Source organism: Mesorhizobium norvegicum (genome assembly GCF_004919685.1).
Taxonomy (GTDB): Bacteria; Pseudomonadota; Alphaproteobacteria; order Rhizobiales; family Rhizobiaceae; genus Mesorhizobium; species Mesorhizobium norvegicum.
On sequence record NZ_SMYZ01000073.1, the window covers coordinates 1 to 15,696 of the forward strand.

At 61.1% G+C, this 15,696-nt stretch carries 13 protein-coding genes and 3 pseudogenes; 3 read left to right on the forward strand and 13 right to left on the reverse strand.

All coding sequences use genetic code 11. The features are described from left to right. Nucleotides 1–55: 55 nt before the first annotated feature. Nucleotides 56–610 carry a hypothetical protein gene (locus tag FCU66_RS28540; protein WP_181956572.1) on the forward strand — a complete coding sequence of 185 codons (555 nt, stop codon included), beginning with the start codon at nucleotides 56–58 and terminating at the stop codon, nucleotides 608–610. Beyond that, nucleotides 607–3,240 (forward strand): annotated as a pseudogene (locus FCU66_RS28545) (AAA family ATPase). The gene FCU66_RS28540 and the pseudogene FCU66_RS28545 overlap by 4 nt, the downstream one beginning before the upstream one ends. A 21-nt stretch (nucleotides 3,241–3,261) precedes the next feature. Here the strand turns inward: FCU66_RS28545 and FCU66_RS28550 are convergent. From FCU66_RS28550 to FCU66_RS28565, 4 genes and pseudogenes are all read right to left on the reverse strand, one after another. Further along, on the reverse strand, nucleotides 3,262–3,639 hold the full coding sequence (locus FCU66_RS28550) for a DUF5615 family PIN-like protein (protein WP_126057625.1): 378 nt from the start codon (nucleotides 3,637–3,639) through the stop codon (nucleotides 3,262–3,264). A 4-nt stretch (nucleotides 3,640–3,643) separates the two neighbouring features. After that, on the reverse strand, nucleotides 3,644–4,294 hold the full coding sequence (locus tag FCU66_RS28555; RefSeq protein WP_136620915.1) for a DUF433 domain-containing protein: 651 nt from the start codon (nucleotides 4,292–4,294) through the stop codon (nucleotides 3,644–3,646). Nucleotides 4,295–4,894: 600 nt separating this feature from the next. Further along, nucleotides 4,895–5,617 carry an SMC-Scp complex subunit ScpB gene (gene scpB / locus FCU66_RS28560; protein WP_136620914.1) on the reverse strand — a complete coding sequence of 241 codons (723 nt, stop codon included), beginning with the start codon at nucleotides 5,615–5,617 and terminating at the stop codon, nucleotides 4,895–4,897. A gap of 5 nt (nucleotides 5,618–5,622) precedes the next feature. After that, nucleotides 5,623–6,562: pseudogene (locus tag FCU66_RS28565) on the reverse strand (DUF1403 family protein). A gap of 398 nt (nucleotides 6,563–6,960) precedes the next feature. On the opposite strand from FCU66_RS28565, the pseudogene FCU66_RS28570 reads away from it, so the two are divergent. Continuing rightward, a pseudogene (locus FCU66_RS28570) lies at nucleotides 6,961–7,802 on the forward strand (site-specific integrase). A 189-nt stretch (nucleotides 7,803–7,991) separates the two neighbouring features. Here the strand turns inward: FCU66_RS28570 and repC are convergent. The 9 genes from repC to FCU66_RS28610 form a co-directional block, all read right to left on the reverse strand. Then, nucleotides 7,992–9,197, reverse strand: coding sequence for a plasmid replication protein RepC (repC, locus tag FCU66_RS28575; RefSeq protein WP_136620913.1), 1,206 nt, complete (start codon nucleotides 9,195–9,197; stop codon nucleotides 7,992–7,994). Between the two features lie 155 nt (nucleotides 9,198–9,352). Next, the gene (repB, locus tag FCU66_RS28580; protein ID WP_168992083.1) at nucleotides 9,353–10,375 is read right to left on the reverse strand and encodes a plasmid partitioning protein RepB; all 1,023 of its coding nucleotides are present in this window, start codon (nucleotides 10,373–10,375) and stop codon (nucleotides 9,353–9,355) included. After that, the gene (gene repA / locus FCU66_RS28585) at nucleotides 10,375–11,571 is read right to left on the reverse strand and encodes a plasmid partitioning protein RepA (RefSeq protein ID WP_136620912.1); all 1,197 of its coding nucleotides are present in this window, start codon (nucleotides 11,569–11,571) and stop codon (nucleotides 10,375–10,377) included. Before repA ends, repB begins: the two co-directional genes overlap by 1 nt. Nucleotides 11,572–12,033: 462 nt before the next feature. After that, nucleotides 12,034–12,303: a hypothetical protein gene (locus FCU66_RS42145; RefSeq protein WP_246094049.1), complete on the reverse strand. Its 270-nt coding sequence runs from the start codon at nucleotides 12,301–12,303 to the stop codon at nucleotides 12,034–12,036. Then, entirely contained in the window at nucleotides 12,284–12,697 is a 414-nt protein-coding gene (locus FCU66_RS42150; protein WP_246094050.1) for a hypothetical protein, read from the reverse strand. Before FCU66_RS42150 ends, FCU66_RS42145 begins: the two co-directional genes overlap by 20 nt. A 690-nt stretch (nucleotides 12,698–13,387) precedes the next feature. Next, complete coding sequence (locus FCU66_RS42155; RefSeq protein ID WP_246094051.1) at nucleotides 13,388–13,573, reverse strand: type II toxin-antitoxin system RelE/ParE family toxin; 186 nt, start codon at nucleotides 13,571–13,573, stop codon at nucleotides 13,388–13,390. After that, on the reverse strand, nucleotides 13,570–13,848 hold the full coding sequence (locus FCU66_RS28600) for an antitoxin of toxin-antitoxin stability system (RefSeq protein WP_128174847.1): 279 nt from the start codon (nucleotides 13,846–13,848) through the stop codon (nucleotides 13,570–13,572). The genes FCU66_RS42155 and FCU66_RS28600 overlap by 4 nt, the downstream gene beginning before the upstream one ends. Before the next feature lie 232 nt (nucleotides 13,849–14,080). Beyond that, entirely contained in the window at nucleotides 14,081–14,290 is a 210-nt protein-coding gene (locus tag FCU66_RS28605; protein ID WP_136620911.1) for a hypothetical protein, read from the reverse strand. A 260-nt stretch (nucleotides 14,291–14,550) separates the two neighbouring features. Then, nucleotides 14,551–15,696 (reverse strand): site-specific integrase, encoded by a 1,146-nt coding sequence (locus FCU66_RS28610; RefSeq protein WP_136620910.1) that lies wholly within the window; start codon nucleotides 15,694–15,696, stop codon nucleotides 14,551–14,553.

Consider the following 15,696-nt stretch of genomic DNA (forward strand, 5'->3'; position numbering starts at 1 on the left):
TCGCCCGCCGGCTCCCGACTGTTTGAGGAGAGGGAGCCGATGAGACGTGATTGGAATGGACATCCACCGCACCTTTGCGGACGTGGTGGTTTGGGAAGATGGCCGGCTGCGCCATCACGGACGGGTCGACATGACCCGCTCGGGACTGGAAGGGTTCGGCCGCAGTTTGCGACGGACCAGCGCCCTGCCCGAGATCGTAGCCGTCGAAACAGCCAGGTTTTCCTGGAAAACCGCTCCACTGCATCTGCTGTATGGTGACGACAGCGCGGCGGCGTTTGAAGCGTTGCTTCCACCGGCACATCTGCAGCGCCAGACCTTGCTGCGAATTGCCGTGTCTGGCCGGGTGCGGTTAAGTGGGCGAACCGCCCTTCAAGCGGCGATCGCGGCAGCCGCGCCCGACTTCGCTTATCTGGAGCTGGACGGGGACGGGCTCGCGACCGACTGCGAAAGTGGCGACTTGGATCGGATCGACCGCTCTGGTGCCCTTCGCGAGGCAGCGCAGGCACTGTTGGATGAAAGCGCCGACGAAAGGCGGTCGACTGTCGAACGCGACATATCGCGAGAAGCACTGGTTCGGCTGTTCAGCTATTGCGAGGCGATGGGATCATGAAACTTACAGCCCTTCGGCTCCACAACGTCAAACGGTTCGCTGGGCAAGGCGTCGCCATCGAGAACATAGGCGACGGCGTCAACGAGCTTTGCGCAGTCAATGAATTCGGCAAATCAACCTTCTTCGAAGCACTCCATGCACTCTTTTTCCAGTCCCACACCGGGACGCCCGAAGGCGTAAGACTGCTGCGGCCTTATAATGGGGGCAATCCGGTGGTGGAGGCCGACATTACCACTTCAGAAGGACGATATCGGCTTACCAAGCAGTTTTATGGAGGCAAGCTGGCCAACGTTGTCGACCTCGATCGGGGGCGACTGTTGGCTCAAGCGGACGAGGCCGAAGCGTTTATCGGCAAACTAATCCACGGCGGAACCGCAGGACCGGCAGGATTGCTCTGGGTTCGCCAAGGGGTCACCGGCCTCGAAAAGCGCAGCAAAAGCGAGGAGGATGGCGAAAAACGCGTGCGCGAAAGCCTACTATCCTCGGTTCAGGGGGAAGTTGAGGCCCTGACCGGCGGACGACGCATGGCCGAAATCACCGCAGCGTGCGAGGAAGAACTCTATAGCCTGGTCACGTCAACGCTGCGTCCCAAGAGTGGTGGTCTCTATGCGGCAGCGCTCGACGAGCGTGACAAGCTGCTGAAAGACGAGCAGCGTCTCAGCGCCGAAGTCACCGGTCTGCGCGATGCGCTCGACAAGCGGCGCATGGCGTTGGCGCGTCTGTCTGAGCTTGAAAACCCCGAAGAAGGCGCCACCCGGCGGGAAGCCATCTCGGCCGCGGAAGCCGCAGTCGAGGCCGCCAAATCGCACAGCGAAGCCTTGAAAGCCGCCGAGGCGGAAGCTGCCCTTGCCGCAATTCACCACGACGCGGCGCAGCACGCCCTCGATAGTTTTCGGACCGCGCTCAAACGAGCCACGGATTTGCGCCAGCAGTCGATTATTGCGCAGCATCGCCGCACTGAGGTTCTCGATCGTCGCGCTTCAGCCATCACCGAAAACGAACAGGCGATGGCCGAGGTTCAAGCAGCTGAACTGGAAGAGCGCGAAGCTCGCGAATTGCTCGCGCGGCTGGATGCGACCCTTCTGGCGCGTGACGCTGCCGAACAACTGGCCGGCTCGGACAACCGGTTGAAACAAGCCGAAGTCGCCAGAACCCAGATCGAAGATGGAGAGGCAGCACTGGCGATGCTGGCGGTGCCGGAACAGGCTGTCGAGCAACTGCAGGCGCTCGAAATCGAGATCGCCAGCCTTCGTGCAGCTCACCTGGCAACCCTGCCGACGCTATGCATGGAATACCGGGACGCCGCCGCCGATTTGGTGACGATCGATGCCAAGCCCTTGCCCCATGCAGAAGACCAAAGCTTTGCTGGCACCGTGCGCCTGGATATTGCCGGCATCTGAGCCTTGACCCTGCGATCGAATCGGCCGCAGCAGGCCGACCGGACCATCGAAGACGCCGAAGCGAAGCACCGCAGCCTACTTGCGTCCCTCGGTGTCGACAGCCTCAGGACGGCACGCCAGCGCCTGGTGGAAGCGCGCGACAAGGCTACCGAACTGGGCTTGGCGCGTCAGCGACTTGCCGATCTCGCGCCTAAGGGGATACAGCAATTGCACGAGGAGCTTGCTCGTCTGAGTGCCCTCGGGGCCGGGGACCTCGAACTCAAAGTCGATCCGCAACAGATCCGGCAGCATCATGCCGCAACCGAGCAGCGTGTGGCGACAACACGCAACAGCGTGCGCGAGGCCTTGCCTTTGCGCAGCCATGCCGACGGGGCTGTCATGGCCGCGGAGACGGCTTATGTCACCATCCAGGCGGAACTAACCAGCCTCGAGGTCATATTGGGGCCTGAAGCAACGCGCGAGGAAAAGGAGCGCTTGCTGCTTACCGAGGCCACCGCACGACAAACTCTGCGCGAAGCCGCCGAAATGCGCGCTGCGCCCCTGCGCGATGGCGCTCACGATCTCACCAGCGCCGAGGCCGTTCTGCGCCGTGCCCGCTCGGTTCAGGATGCCGCCACTCAGGAGGCAGGTCAGTTGCGTGTGACTCTTGCAGATCTCAATGGCCATATTCGCACTCGGTCCGACGACGCGGTGGAAGAAGCTTGGCGCGAGGCCAGGGAAAAATTGGAAGTAGCTGAAGAGCGAGTGGGACGCTTCGAAATCGAAAAGGCCGTTCTCGACCGGCTGCGCACAACGCTGGGCGCTACGCGCTCGGCGGCACGCGATCTATATCTTAAGCCGGTCATGTCCGAGCTGCGGCCGCTGCTCAGACTGTTATTCGACGACATCTCCATAGTGTTCGATGAGAATACACTGTTGCCGCAGACCGTTCATCGCAATGGTCAAGACGAGGATGTCGATAGGTTGAGTGGCGGCATGCGAGAACAGCTTTCGGTTCTGACCCGTCTGGCCTTCGCCCGTTTGCTTGCCCGCGACGGCCGACCCACACCGGTTATCCTGGATGACGCTTTGGTTTATTCCGATGACGACCGCATCGAGCGCATGTTCGACGCTTTGCATCGTCAATCACACGATCAGCAGATTCTCGTTTTCTCCTGCCGCCAACGCGCGTTCGCAAAACTCGGCGGTAACATTTTGCAGATGAGCGACTGGCAACCGGGTCGGTCATAAGCGGAGATCGCGCAGCCGCAGCTAGGGCGACGGCAGATCGTATCGTGTTACGATTGCAATGCCGTTTTCGATCTCGATTTCGATAACCTCATTAATCAGGAATTCCTCTGGGCCAAGATCCTCGAGGAGAGCATCGAAGAGCTCTCTCTGTTTTTCAGGCCCGACCTGAGGGACGACGATGATCAGGCCGGCGTGAACCGGTTCTTTGGCATAGAGCTTCCTGAAGTCCTTAGCATTGTTGGTGACGAAGGTGAAATCCTCATCGATAATGAGGGGCATGAGGTCCCAGTCGGTTTCGCCGCTTAGCCCAAGCCAGTTGACGTGGTTTGCTTCATGTCCGCGTTCTTGGGCTACCGCAACCAGAGACGTGTGCAGGCACTCATCGATCAGAAACCTCACGAGGTCACACGCGTCTCGACCTAGCCGACGGACGTGGGTCGCCCTTCAAGACCACGCGCTTCGACGACTTTATTTTCACGCCCTGCTCGACCAGCTTCTTAGGCCGCCCACGAACTGGGTGCGCGGCGACCCACATCCTGGCGAGTTCAATCACGCGCGGCGTTAGCTTCGGATATCCCTCCAGAACCTCCGCTTCATCTGCGCCCTGCGCTAGCATCGTCGTGATCATACGAACAGGGATGCGGGTTCCTTTGAAGACAGGCTCTCCACCCATCACCCCTTTAACGCGGCCGATGGCGGCCTCCGCTTCATCAAGATCCACGATGCGCGCTTTGAGCTGTTTACGTGCCTCGGCGACGTCGACGATCAGCAGGTCGTCGGCCCTTACGGTCTTGGCCCTTGGGGCAGCTTTGATTTCCTCGAACAGGCGGTAGCGACGATCAGCGGGCAATGTCGCACCCACGCCATACCAAAGCTTGAGCCGCAGCAAATCCTCGCCGGTCAATGCCCGTCGGACGATCCCACCGATGGGCCGAGCAGTGCTTGGCACAGTATCGACAATGCGTTTGTCGATCGCATTGTGCACGGCCTTGATTCCTATCCCGCTGACGGCGGCTGCCTCTGCGGGAGTGTAGATGCGAGCAAGTGCGCCCATTATTCTTCTCCTTGTAAAGAATAATATAGGCCGTTTGACCCCCTCCGTAAAGGCACGCGTCTTTGGAATGACGGCGGTTAGCAAAGGCGGTGGTGAGCCAAGAGGCCTCACAAACCCGTGAGGCTCGAGATGGCAGACTCGGCGCAGTATAATTGTGCTAACTGTCGAATTTGCAGTTGGCGACAAACGACACACGAGTTCGTCGCTGGCTTTTAACTCTGCGAAAGGCGCGTCTTCGAGCGCTTTGAAACCCTTCCCCCAACGGGATCGGGACCATCTGCAGGCCATCTGTATCAAGCTTTGGACCAAAACCGTTTCCAAAGAGATCGGCGCTTTGTCGTGTTCCTCTTGAGCTCACAACGGTCTCGCCTACGTCGCTCACGAGCGTTCTCTCTGGGGGTCTCAAGTTGGGCTTGCCCGTGGCCACGAATTTTTGGGCGGCAGCGGTGCACAGGCCGCATACCGCTGCTTGACGCCGCTGATCGGATCAATGTCCGAAATTTGCCTACGAATTTCGGACATAGGGGCCTTGGCGCCAGATTGGCTATGGAAAAGCGGGACGCACCCGCAAAGCACAGCCATAGCGTCGCTCGCGCCGAGCTATTCCTCCATATCGGCTCCGGCGTTCGCGTAGGCGCCAGCCAACTCTTGCATGATGTCACCCGCCAACAGCTTTTCCTTGCTGAGTAGGCCGGCGTCTTCCAGCGCCTCGAAATCCGGCAGGTCGCGCAGCGTGTCGAGCCCGAACTCGAGCAGGAATTCTTTTGTCGTCACGTAGGTGTAGGGCGCGCCCGCCGTCGGGCTACGCGGACCGGAAGCGATCAGGCCGGCACCGCGCAGATGACCAATAAAATCGCGACTGATCTCCTTTCCGAAGAAAGACGACAACTCGGCACGGGTGATCGGCTGGAAGTAGCCGATGCACATCAGCACGAGCACCTCTGACTGCGTGAGGTCTACAGCACGCTCGCTACCGCCGACCGCACAGCGGATGGCGTCGGCATAGGCCGGCCGGGTCAGGTGCTTCCAGCCACCGGCGACGGCGACGAGGTCATAGGGTCGACCGCGCAGCTCCTCGCGGATGTCGTCGATCAAAAGGTCGATGCTGCAGCTCTTGCTGACGACCCGCGCAAGCACCTCACGTGTCACCGGTTCGCTGGCTGCAAAGATCGTTGCCTCGACGCGCTGCATCCATTCGCGCCAGCGCGCTTCCGGCGGTAGATGATCCAGCTCCCGGTCAAACAGCTGGTCAGCTGATCGCCGTTCGCCCGATCGACGCTCATCTGACCGGCTCCCACCTCGCCTGCGCACTGGCTCCGCCATGGTCGTCACAGCCCGTAGATGCGGAAGGTGGGGCGGCCCGACAGCTCGCGCACGGCACCGAGTTCGACCAACCGGTCGAACAGGCGGCGCAGGCCGCGATCGCTTATGCCTGCGATCCTTTCCGAGGCTACGACCGCATCATCGGACAGGAGCTTGTCGACGACAGCGCCCGCTGCCTTGGCCCTGAGTTTTGGCGCAACGGCAAGCAGCCGGTCCGCGCGGCGCTCGAGCTCGGCGGAAAGATCAATGCCGCGTAGCGCCGCGCGTGCCTGCGCGGCAAGCAGGTTTTTGGCACGCTCAGGATCTGTCGCAAGGCCTGTCGTCACAGAGCTGCCTGCCGATCGACGCGGGCGACCGCTTCTGCCCACGATCGCTTCGGCGCCCAGCAGCGGCACCGCATGTGCCCAACCCAGCCTTTGCGCCAGCAGGGCATCGGCGAGCCAGGTCCCGACGGCGCGCGCAAAGCCGTAGTGTTCGGCGGCCGTGAACGCGCCGGTCAGCATGCCGATCGTTCCGATGCCCGCGGAAAGCTGCCGAAGATCGTCCGCCAGGTCGCTGACTGCGTCGTCGTCGCGGCGCAGACCGAGGTCATCCAGCGCCGCGCCGATGCTGGCCTCGGTCAGCAGTTTCTCCACAGGCGTGCCGGCCAGCCGGCGCCAAGCCAGCAGCATCGATCCGGCGGGACCGACGGACAAAAATTCGCCCGGTCGCGTGAGCAGCACGGCGTGCGCCGGCCCATCGCTCCTGCCGGCGGACCACTGCATCGAGCGCGCCGATGACGGCACCTGCAACGAGCGCGATATCCTCAACGTCTTTGCCCGCCACGGTTTGCGCATCGGCGACGGCGCGGCGCAGCCAGGTCGGGACGAGGACCGCCGGCGTGGCGATTGGCGCTCCAGGGAGCGAGCCAGGGTGGCGCGAGAGGGATTGGGGCCGCAGAATCATCGAAAGCACGATGAATCATGGCGGCGCTTTTGGCAACAGAATTGGATAAAAAGCGCTGCGCTTGTCGGCACAATAAAACGAACGATAATGCATTATCGGACGTATGGCGCTAGCCTGCCAGAATCATGTTCCTGTTCACCCCAGATCGCTGGAAAAGCCCGCAAACGCACGCTTTTGCGGCGCTTGCTCGTCCTGGTTCAGCAGATTCTCGCACTGGTGCTGTGGACGGATCGGCCCAGATGACTGGATTCTGGCGCCTCGCCGCGGCAATTGTGCGTTCGCTCGCTGTCATCGAGACCGACCATTGCCGGCCGCGTGCGCTGCTCAGTCTCATCCAAAGTGAATCATCCTAATGGATACGAATCCACCAACTCATTGAACACGCATTTGGCAGTCTCATGAAAAACGGTCAGCCGACACCCGCCAAAATCGACCTCCCGCGTGCCGACCATCTGGATGGCGATCTCCCCGATATCGTCGACATGGTCATGGAAATGGGCTCCTCAACGTCGCCAGCGCGTCTGGAAGCCCTCGTCGAGACCGCGACCGCCTACGCGAAGGCCGCCAGCTCCGAGAATACGCGAGACGCCTACGCCAAGGAATGGCGGCATTTCACCAGTTGGTGCCGTCGGGACGGGTTCGATCCGCTGCCGCCTTCGAGCCAGGTCATCGGTCTCTACATCGGTGCCTGCGCTGCCGGCGATCCGAAACGCGGCCTGCCATCGCTCTCCGTCGCGACGATCGAGCGGCGCCTCACCGGTCTCGCCTGGAACTTTACCAGCGCGGGTTTGCGCTCGACCGCGCCGATCGCCGCATCGCCGCCGTGCTCGCAGGCATCCGCCGCAAGCACGCAAAACCGCCGCGGCAGAAGGAAGCCGTGGCGCATCCGCCCAGACTTGCCCGGTCGCCGCGCTCGAGAGCTGGATCCGTTTTGGCCGCATCGCCAGAGGCCCTCTCTTCCGCCGCATCTTCAAGGACAACAAGACCGTCGACGTCGAACGTCTCTCCGACAAGCATGTCGCCCGCCCTGGCCGCCGGCGTCCGCTCCGATCTTACGGAAGGGGAGCGCGCGCTGCTGTTCTCAGGGCACTCGCTGCGCGGCGGCCTTGCCTCTTCGGCCGACATCGAGGAGCGCTACGTACAGAAGCATCTCGGCCATGCCTCGGCCGAGATGACCCGCAAATATCAGCGCCGACGCGATCGGTTCCGGACCAACCTTACCAAGGCGTCGGGGCTCTGAAAGCCCCCTCCCCTCAAGCGATTGAAGCCGTGAGGTGGAAACCGCGGTTCAAAATTTCAGCTTAGCGCTTCAATTGAAGTCGCGAAGTAAAACCGACACTGTGCGGAACGTCCCGTGCGAATCTACCATCCTCGGCGCGTCGACAAATACGACCTGGCACGGTTATCAAGTGTGCGGCGCTCGCATTTCTCATCCTGCCATCCTCGCCGTAACGCCATTCGCCTTCAGTGCCGCCATCAGCATCGGCCCGACCGAAAACGCCCCTGCCCTGGCCTTGTCGGTCAGGACGCGCAGGTATCCGCCGGCCGAATTGATGTGCTGTGCCCGCTGGAGGATACAGGCAATCACGATCGCAGCGGTTTCCTGGCCCATCGTATGGCAGGCCTCCTCATACGCTGACGGCGAAACGCCCAGATATCCCCGCACTTGAGCCGCGGTTATCATGAGATCGCGCCAATTGCCGATCCCGTCGACGGCATAATCCGCAATTTCGGGGCAGGCCTTCAGCACCATCCCCAGCGGGTATGTTTTCGGCGCCTCTGCGGTCCTCGTCCTTGGCTCGACCGTCGCCCCGCTTTTCTCTAAAGCAGGTTCAAATTCAAAAATAGAGTCGGTATTTGAATCAGATTGCTGCCGCTCATTTTGTGAGTCATTGCCGCTCGGATTCGTGGATTTCATATGAATTTCCAGCAGCTTATCCACATCATCACGCAAGGCGGCCAGATCGGCAACGATAGGCTCAAGCTCGACTATGCAAGCTCGGCGCGGAATTGCCTCCACAACGCTGCGGAAACGCTTCCACAGGCCTCCCCAGTCGCCCGGGACCTCTTCGTCAAGGGCCGCCTCTATCAGCTTGTGGATGTCCCGGCGGTGCAAGGTGATCCGCTCGCGCATAAGCCTGAGTGCCCTGTTGTCGGCGCGAACACGCTCGGCCGCCGCTTGGAACTCGTAAGCACGGGCCAGCAGCGGCGCCAGGGAGAAGCCGAATGCCTCCTCGATCTCCCCTCCCCTGCCCTTGCGGGCGTAACGCTTGCCGTTCGGGCTATCCCGACGGATGATCAGCCCGCAGTCGACAAGCGCGACCAGGTGCCGCCTGAGCGTGGCATCGGGCATACCATGCGCCCTGAGCGACAGCTGTGCGTTCGAGGGAAAAACGATGAGGTCGTTTTCCTCACTCAATTCGCTGTCAGGATAGAATGATAGCAACGCATTCAGCACGGCCAGGGCACGGTCGCCGATGCCGAGAATGCTCTTGCCTTCGCAGAGGTTGCGGTAAATCTGCCACTTGTCGACGACCCTGCCCTTGGGGATTTCACGTGAATCGTTTTGCGCTGCCAGCATGGCAAGCGACATCGGCCGCCGCCCAAAGGGCGTCGTCGCAATACCCGTCTCCATTTTCTTTCACCCTCTATCAGGCAAAAGAAATCTGCTCGCCGAAACGACGCCAATGACTCTTGACAGTGATTCGGGGAAATGCGATTCTCAGCTTGCTTATGGTTGAGAAGGGCTTCCGCGACGGTGACGTTCGGGGGCCTTTTTCTTTTGCGGTTTCAGTCTCCAGTTGCTTCCTTGGTGGACATCCGGAAGGCCACATAGAGATCGTCCAGTTGTCCGGTGATGAACTCAGCGAAACGCGGCCCGTCCGGGGACTCAAGGGTGACGATGGCCTTTTTCGCGGACTTCTTCAGTGTAACGCTAACTGATCTATCCGTCGGTGCCCAGGAGTTGATCGGCCGTCTGGGTGCCGGAATCTTGCCTGAGGGTTTTCCCGCCAGATGCCGGGCCAGCATTTCTAATCGGTCATCGCTTGGAGCTGCTTTGAAATCGGGGGATGCCATCAATTCCTTGACGGCAACGCCCCCCTCCCTGACTTTCTTGGCAAGATCGTACCAACGGTCTCGGCCGCTGTTTTTGGCGGCTCCGATCACGTTGATGATTTCAGCCGGGATGTCCTTGGCGACAGAAATCATCTTCGAGACGACTGTTTTGTCGACTGACAATGCTGCCATGATGACTTCGCGGTCGTAGCCGTTGCGCTCTAGGTTGCCAGCAAAAACGGCCTTCTCAATGAACGAGAGATCAGCCCGGGCGCTGTTTTCCTGGCCTTGGGCGATAACATGGTCCCTATCGTCCAGTTCCTTGACGACCGCCTTCACCGGTCTCCCGAGCGCCTTAGCAGCCCGTGCCCGCCGGTGGCCAAATACTGTCATGTAACGGCCGACTACGCCCGGATGTGGACGCACTAGGATTGGACTATCCTGCCCCCTCTGCCGGATGGCTTCCACCAGATCGTCAAAGGCCTCCTTATCATCACCTATGCGATCTGAAACGAACGAGACGTCGATCGTGTCAGGATCGAGTTCGATGACCGTAGCGCCTTCAAGGAGTCGAGATTCAATGTCTTTTGCCGCCTGCGCCTTCTCGGCTAGCTCGTCGATCGACCTCGTAATGGCTCCGAAAGCACCGCGGCTGCGGTTTCGCTCCATTGCTGGCGAGAGATCACTCGCCGGATCTGAGTTGACTGCGGTCAACTTTCGATCCGTAAATGAGGTCAGCAAGTTCTTCCTGGACATCAGCGCCCCCATGCCTTGTGGATCAACTCAGTTATCTCAGAGTTGACGCGATGCACCGATTCTATCGCGCGGTCATACGTTGACCGGGTGAACTGGGAGCGTTCGACCTCGTAGAGCGTCTGCTTCGTTATCCCGGCGTCGGAGATCGCGGTACTTTTCAGCATCTCGCTGACGAGCACATGCTGCTTGAACAGCGATCGCATGAAGGCGACCATCTGGCTTTGGGGGCCGTCGGTAGGCTCGTAGCGGGTAACAAGGTACCGAAGCCAGTCGAGCCGCATGTTGGCTCCCGCCCTCTTCAGGGTGCCCATGACCTCGCCCATCATCAGCAAGAACTGGCACATCGACATCACATCGAGCATCTGTGGATGCACGGTGATCAGGATGCCGGTAGATGAAGAGAGCGCCGTCAGTGTCAAATAACCGAGCTGAGGTGGGCAATCGATGACGACAACATCGTAGTGGTCTGCAACATCCCCCAGGGCCTCGTCGAGACGTCCGAAAAAGATGCGTCCCATGGAGCCGTCCTTTTGAGCGAGGGCCAGGGGAGTATCGTATTCGAATTCCTGCAGCTCGAGATTTGCGGGCACGATATCGAGATTCGGGAAGTTGGTCTTCTGCACTAGCGCCGACAGCGGCTTTCTCTCGTCGTCATAGCGCAGGGCTTCGTAGAGGGATTCATTGTGGTCGATCTCCGGCTGGAAGCCGTGCAGAGCGGAAAGCGAGGCCTGCGGATCAAGGTCGATGGCTAGAACTCGGTGCCCGGTCAGTGCCAAATGCTGCGCCAGGTGGGCTGCCGTCGTCGTTTTTGCGGAGCCGCCCTTGAAATTGACGACCGCAATTATCTGCAGGTGTTCCGCGCTTCGACGGTGTGGAACATACTTCGCTGCCGCCCGGCTGTTTCGATCCAAATACTGGCGCATCTCCAGTAGCTGCAGGGCCGTGTAGGACCGGCGGCCGGACGGTGTTACCATCGGCTGCGGCCCCTTCCCTTCAAGAGACAAATTCTTGAGATACCCGCTCGTTACATTGAGATATTGCGCAGCCTCCGACAGCTGGAACGGTCGCAAGGTTTTCTGTGCATTCGGCGGGAACATTTCGAGCCGATGTTCGTGCAGCATTGCAGAGAGGTCATTGGCCTGCTGGGTGATTAGCAGATCGACCTCTGCGATCTCTTCCCGGATTATCACATTCATCGAAATCTTCCGCACATGCGTTTTGAAAGCCGTTACGGCCCACCAACCGCATGTAGCTCTGATTCTCTCGTTCCGGCAACAAATTTAATATTAACGAGAGGTTAACAGAGATGTCGCCCGCCCCCAGTTGACTGCAGTCAACTTTGTCTGCCGGATTCGACTCACGTGAAACTACTTACCCTAGCCATCATGGACGAAGACCCCTGACGTAGGGCCCCGCGTGACTACCGCTGGCCTTGTGGATTTATAGTCCCGGAGCCGCAGCTGAAGGAGATTCGCGATATCGTCGTCGGAGAGGATCTCGGCCAGAAAGTCGCGCCGGTCGAAATCTCACCACCGCATCGAGCGCCTCCGCAAGGCGCAGTTTATGGTCGATTACGTGCCTTCGGCAGACGTTCATCCGTCGACGCTTAGAACAGATAGCGCCGGTCGGCCCAGGCGAGCAGCACTGCGGCATCTCGATCAGGCGCAGCCCTTGACCGATCGCCTCGCCGGCGTCCGGATCGACCCAGTTCCGTGCGTCATTAGAAAGGACCAGGCGAAGGGCAGGCTAATCTCGACGTCGATCGCCTCGGTCCGCTCCATCAGCCGGTGCGCCGATATGCTTTCTTCCAACACCAGCTTCTCGGCAGGCAATTTGAGCGGCCGCGGGATAAGACCGATCTCGAGCCGGCCACGATGCTCAAGATCGTGGATGTCAAAGGCCCAATGGTCAAAGTGCCGTGGATGCATGCGCTCGACCGCTCCCAGTCGGCAAAAAAGCGGTTCGGCTCTCGCGCGGCATGAAATCGGACCAGTCCGGATTGGCATCTAAAAACGCGGCGTCGCGAGTGCCGTCGAGGCCGACCTCACGGATGATGCGGTTTTCGAGTTCGGAACGGGTCGCCTCGCGCTGTGCCTGGTCGATGCGCGCTCTGCGCACCGGGACACTCCTCATGTCAACGACGCCGCCGGTGGCGCGGGTGCCTAGCCGATAGAACGGGCCGGCGAGCGTCAGTGCGCCAACATCGGGCTCGCGTTTCACCCAGGACGGGTCCAAAAGATCGTCGGCGGTATAAAGGCGATAATCTTGGTCAACAACCGGACCGGCCAGAACCTCGACTTCGCGGCCGAGCGAGAGTTGCACGAAGTCGGCGACGCCCGGCCCGGTCGGTGCAAAGGCGAAGGCGCTGGCGCCGCGCCATTCGGCGAACTTCTTCCCGTCCTCGCGATACCGGTTTCAGAAGGCGGTGAGATCGCCGTTAGTTCGGCCAGCTGCCTCTCGACCCAGGCGCGATCGTCGCCGCAGCGCGTGCCGTCAGCAGCGATAACGGCGTGAGGGTTCCGCCAATAAGGATCATCGATGGTCAGGACGGTGAAGGCAAAACCTGGAAAGGCCTTGTTGGGGCAGGGCGAGCTGGGCATCGGCCGACTGCCCTCCTGAGGTGCGAGCTCGGCCTCGACGGTGGCGGGTATCGGGCAGGCGGATCGGCTCTACTGTCGTTAGGGCGCTCCTCGCATGCAGGTGGTCCACTCAAGCGAGGCGAGTGAATTCATTAAATTAGGTCGACGAAGAGCAACAAAGCCCTGCGTTTCAGAGCCGCCCAGGTGAGAATTCTCGCTGATCCTGGCGGCGAGATCAATCGCTGTCGCTAAGAGCGAAAGTGATGAAACGCTTTAGCCTACAGTTTCCGATTTCTATTGAAGCGCCAGGCTGAAATTCCAGCCCGAATTTCGCCATGCCCTACTCTTTCGTCGGCGCCAGCGGCGAGCTGTATGCACCAGGGCCAGCACCCACAAGTTTTCGCCTTCGACTTGGTAAACCAGACGGTAGCTCTCATGTGGAATCAGTCGCGCGTGCCGCTGATTTTTCCGGTGCGGCCGAGCTTGGGGAAATCCGCCTCGCCGCCGCGTCGCTGAAAAGCTGGTCCATCCGAGCGGCCGCTGACGGGCTGTCGGCCGCAATGTAGTCCCAAATGTCGGCTCGGTCCTGTTCGGCCTCTGGCGTCCATACGACCCTCACGCCTGGCTTGCCGTCTTGGCACGCCGGGCGGCGAAGTCAGCCTCGATCTCATCATTCGTCCGGCCTCGGCCGGCACGCATCGAGGACCGCGCGACCTCGACCTTGCGGCGGAGGAACTCGTCATACTCCCGCTCTTCGCGCCGGCGCTCAATGTAATCACGCATCAGCTCGCGAACCACCTGCGATGCCGGCCGATGGTCGGCTTCGGTTTCGGCCATGAAGGCGTCGCGCAGCTCCGGTTCAAGCTTCATCGTGAAAACCGCCTCTTTCGGCATGCTCGGCCTCCTGGGGGCTAGATACTCATGAAGTATATACGTTGGCATCACCAGCCGGCAAGCCGGCAACGACTGCCCTCCTTTGAGAATCCGCAGGACGCGCGAGGCTCTCGCGATGCCGCCGAGGCGGATTCAGCGCAGTTTGAAGTCATGATGGCTGGATCGATTTGGGAGCGCGCGTACCGGCCGTCGTTTCCGTTGGCGCAGTCAGTCGTGCCGGCCAAGCGGTGGTTCATTCGTCGCCGGCGAGGCCGTCGAACGCCTCCATCAGCGCATCGACGATCGCCTGGCCGAGCGCCTGTGCTGTCTCAGCGATCTGGGCTTCGTTTCCCTTGCGGGCCGCGGTGGCGAGTTCCGAACCCTGATCCGTCATGATCGCATTGGACCTGTCGATGGCCCATTGCGCAAAATCGTTACGGCTGTCGATGATCCTGGTTTCCACCGATGCGCGCTCCTGCGTTTACGATTTGTTTGGCCAATTCGGGCTAGGGTCAGGAGCGCGATGGGTATTGCGTTCGCGCCAAAACACTCCTCGAGGCTTGCAGCGTCACGCTCTGGGCAAGCCGTTTCTCCTCGCGCAGCCCGCGATATCGGCCGATACGGACCTATGTTCCGTCGTTGAGACTGATCATGCCGGGCTTCTGACGGGAAAGCACTCCTTGTTCGATTCAAACGGGGAAGGGAGGGGGCTTTCCCGACCTCCTACAGGCCACTCGCCTTGGTGAGATTGACTCGGAATCGGTCGCGGCGCCGCTGATACTTTCGGGTCATCTCGGCCGAGGCATGCCCGAGCTGCTTTTGCACGTAGCGTTCGTCGACCTCGGCCGAGGAGGCGAGGCCCGCGCGCAGCGAGTGCCCGGAAAATTTCATCTCCCGCTCGCCCTCCGACAGATCACCGCGCACCCCGCCCGCCAGGGCGGTGCGCTTGACCAGCCGCGCCACTTCCTGGTCGTTGAGCCGCTCGGCACCAACCGCCTTGCCGTGCCCCGTGACACGCCGAAACAATGGGCCATGCGCGATGCGGGCAAACTTCAGCCAGGTCTCGAGCGCGACAACCGGGCAGGTGGCGTCGGACGAACCGCGACCGATCTCGACCTCGCGCCAGCCGGTCTTGCCCCTTAGTGTCACCAGCACGCCCTTGTCCGGAAAAAACTCGACCCAGCCGCGGCCGTCCTCGGTTTGATCGCGGCCAAGATCGAGGCCGACGATTTCGGAGCGGCGCAAGCCGCCGGCGAAGCCCAAAAGCAGCATGGCGCGGTCACGCAGGCCGCGCAGGGTGCCGCGGTCGAGCGTCTCCAGCATGGCGATGAGATCGTCGCGCAGGACGGCCTCCTTTTGACGGGGAGGGGAGGCGTGGCTGTTGCGAATGCCGGCCAGCACGGTGGCGATGTGGCGGTCTTTTCTATCCAACGGCTGGCCACGCTGCGTATAATTCCAGGTCAGGGAGGAGAGACGGCGCTCGATCGTCGCCACTGACTTTTTGTCGCGCTCCGATCCCGAGGCCTGAGCCGTGATGTAGAGGCCGACGGTCTGCGGATCCGGCGGCAACGTGTCAATAGACTGGCGACGGCACCAGGCGCAAAAATGCTTCCAGTCGGCGGCGTAGGCGCGGCGGGTGTTTGCTGAACTGGCTGCCTCGACATAATCCCGAGCTCGATCGGCGAGCTTCTCGAGATGCGCCGGCAGGCGCGGACCATCATCCGCATGAAGTGCGGCTGCCGGAAGGGCAGGGGAGGGGGGTTCCGTGTCGTCGCCCATCGCATCAAGTCCCATGGCACGGACAATCTCGACCACGTCCGGTAGATCGTCGTCCTGTCCGGCGCCTTTGGAACTGTCGGTGGCCGTCAT

Bases quoted from the DNA above. Each gene is read 5' to 3' on its own strand.
- FCU66_RS28540 (WP_181956572.1), top strand. From the start codon at position 56: ATGGACATCCACCGCACCTTTGCGGACGTGGTGGTTTGGGAAGATGGC.
- FCU66_RS28555 (WP_136620915.1), bottom strand. From the start codon at position 4,294: ATGGGCGCACTTGCTCGCATCTACACTCCCGCAGAGGCAGCCGCCGTC.
- scpB (WP_136620914.1), bottom strand. From the start codon at position 5,617: ATGGCGGAGCCAGTGCGCAGGCGAGGTGGGAGCCGGTCAGATGAGCGT.
- repC (WP_136620913.1), bottom strand. From the start codon at position 9,197: ATGGAGACGGGTATTGCGACGACGCCCTTTGGGCGGCGGCCGATGTCG.
- repB (WP_168992083.1), bottom strand. From the start codon at position 10,375: ATGTCCAGGAAGAACTTGCTGACCTCATTTACGGATCGAAAGTTGACC.
- repA (WP_136620912.1), bottom strand. From the start codon at position 11,571: ATGAATGTGATAATCCGGGAAGAGATCGCAGAGGTCGATCTGCTAATC.
- FCU66_RS42145 (WP_246094049.1), bottom strand. From the start codon at position 12,303: ATGCATCCACGGCACTTTGACCATTGGGCCTTTGACATCCACGATCTT.
- FCU66_RS28600 (WP_128174847.1), bottom strand. From the start codon at position 13,848: ATGCCGAAAGAGGCGGTTTTCACGATGAAGCTTGAACCGGAGCTGCGC.
- FCU66_RS28610 (WP_136620910.1), bottom strand. From the start codon at position 15,696: ATGACGGCCACCGACAGTTCCAAAGGCGCCGGACAGGACGACGATCTA.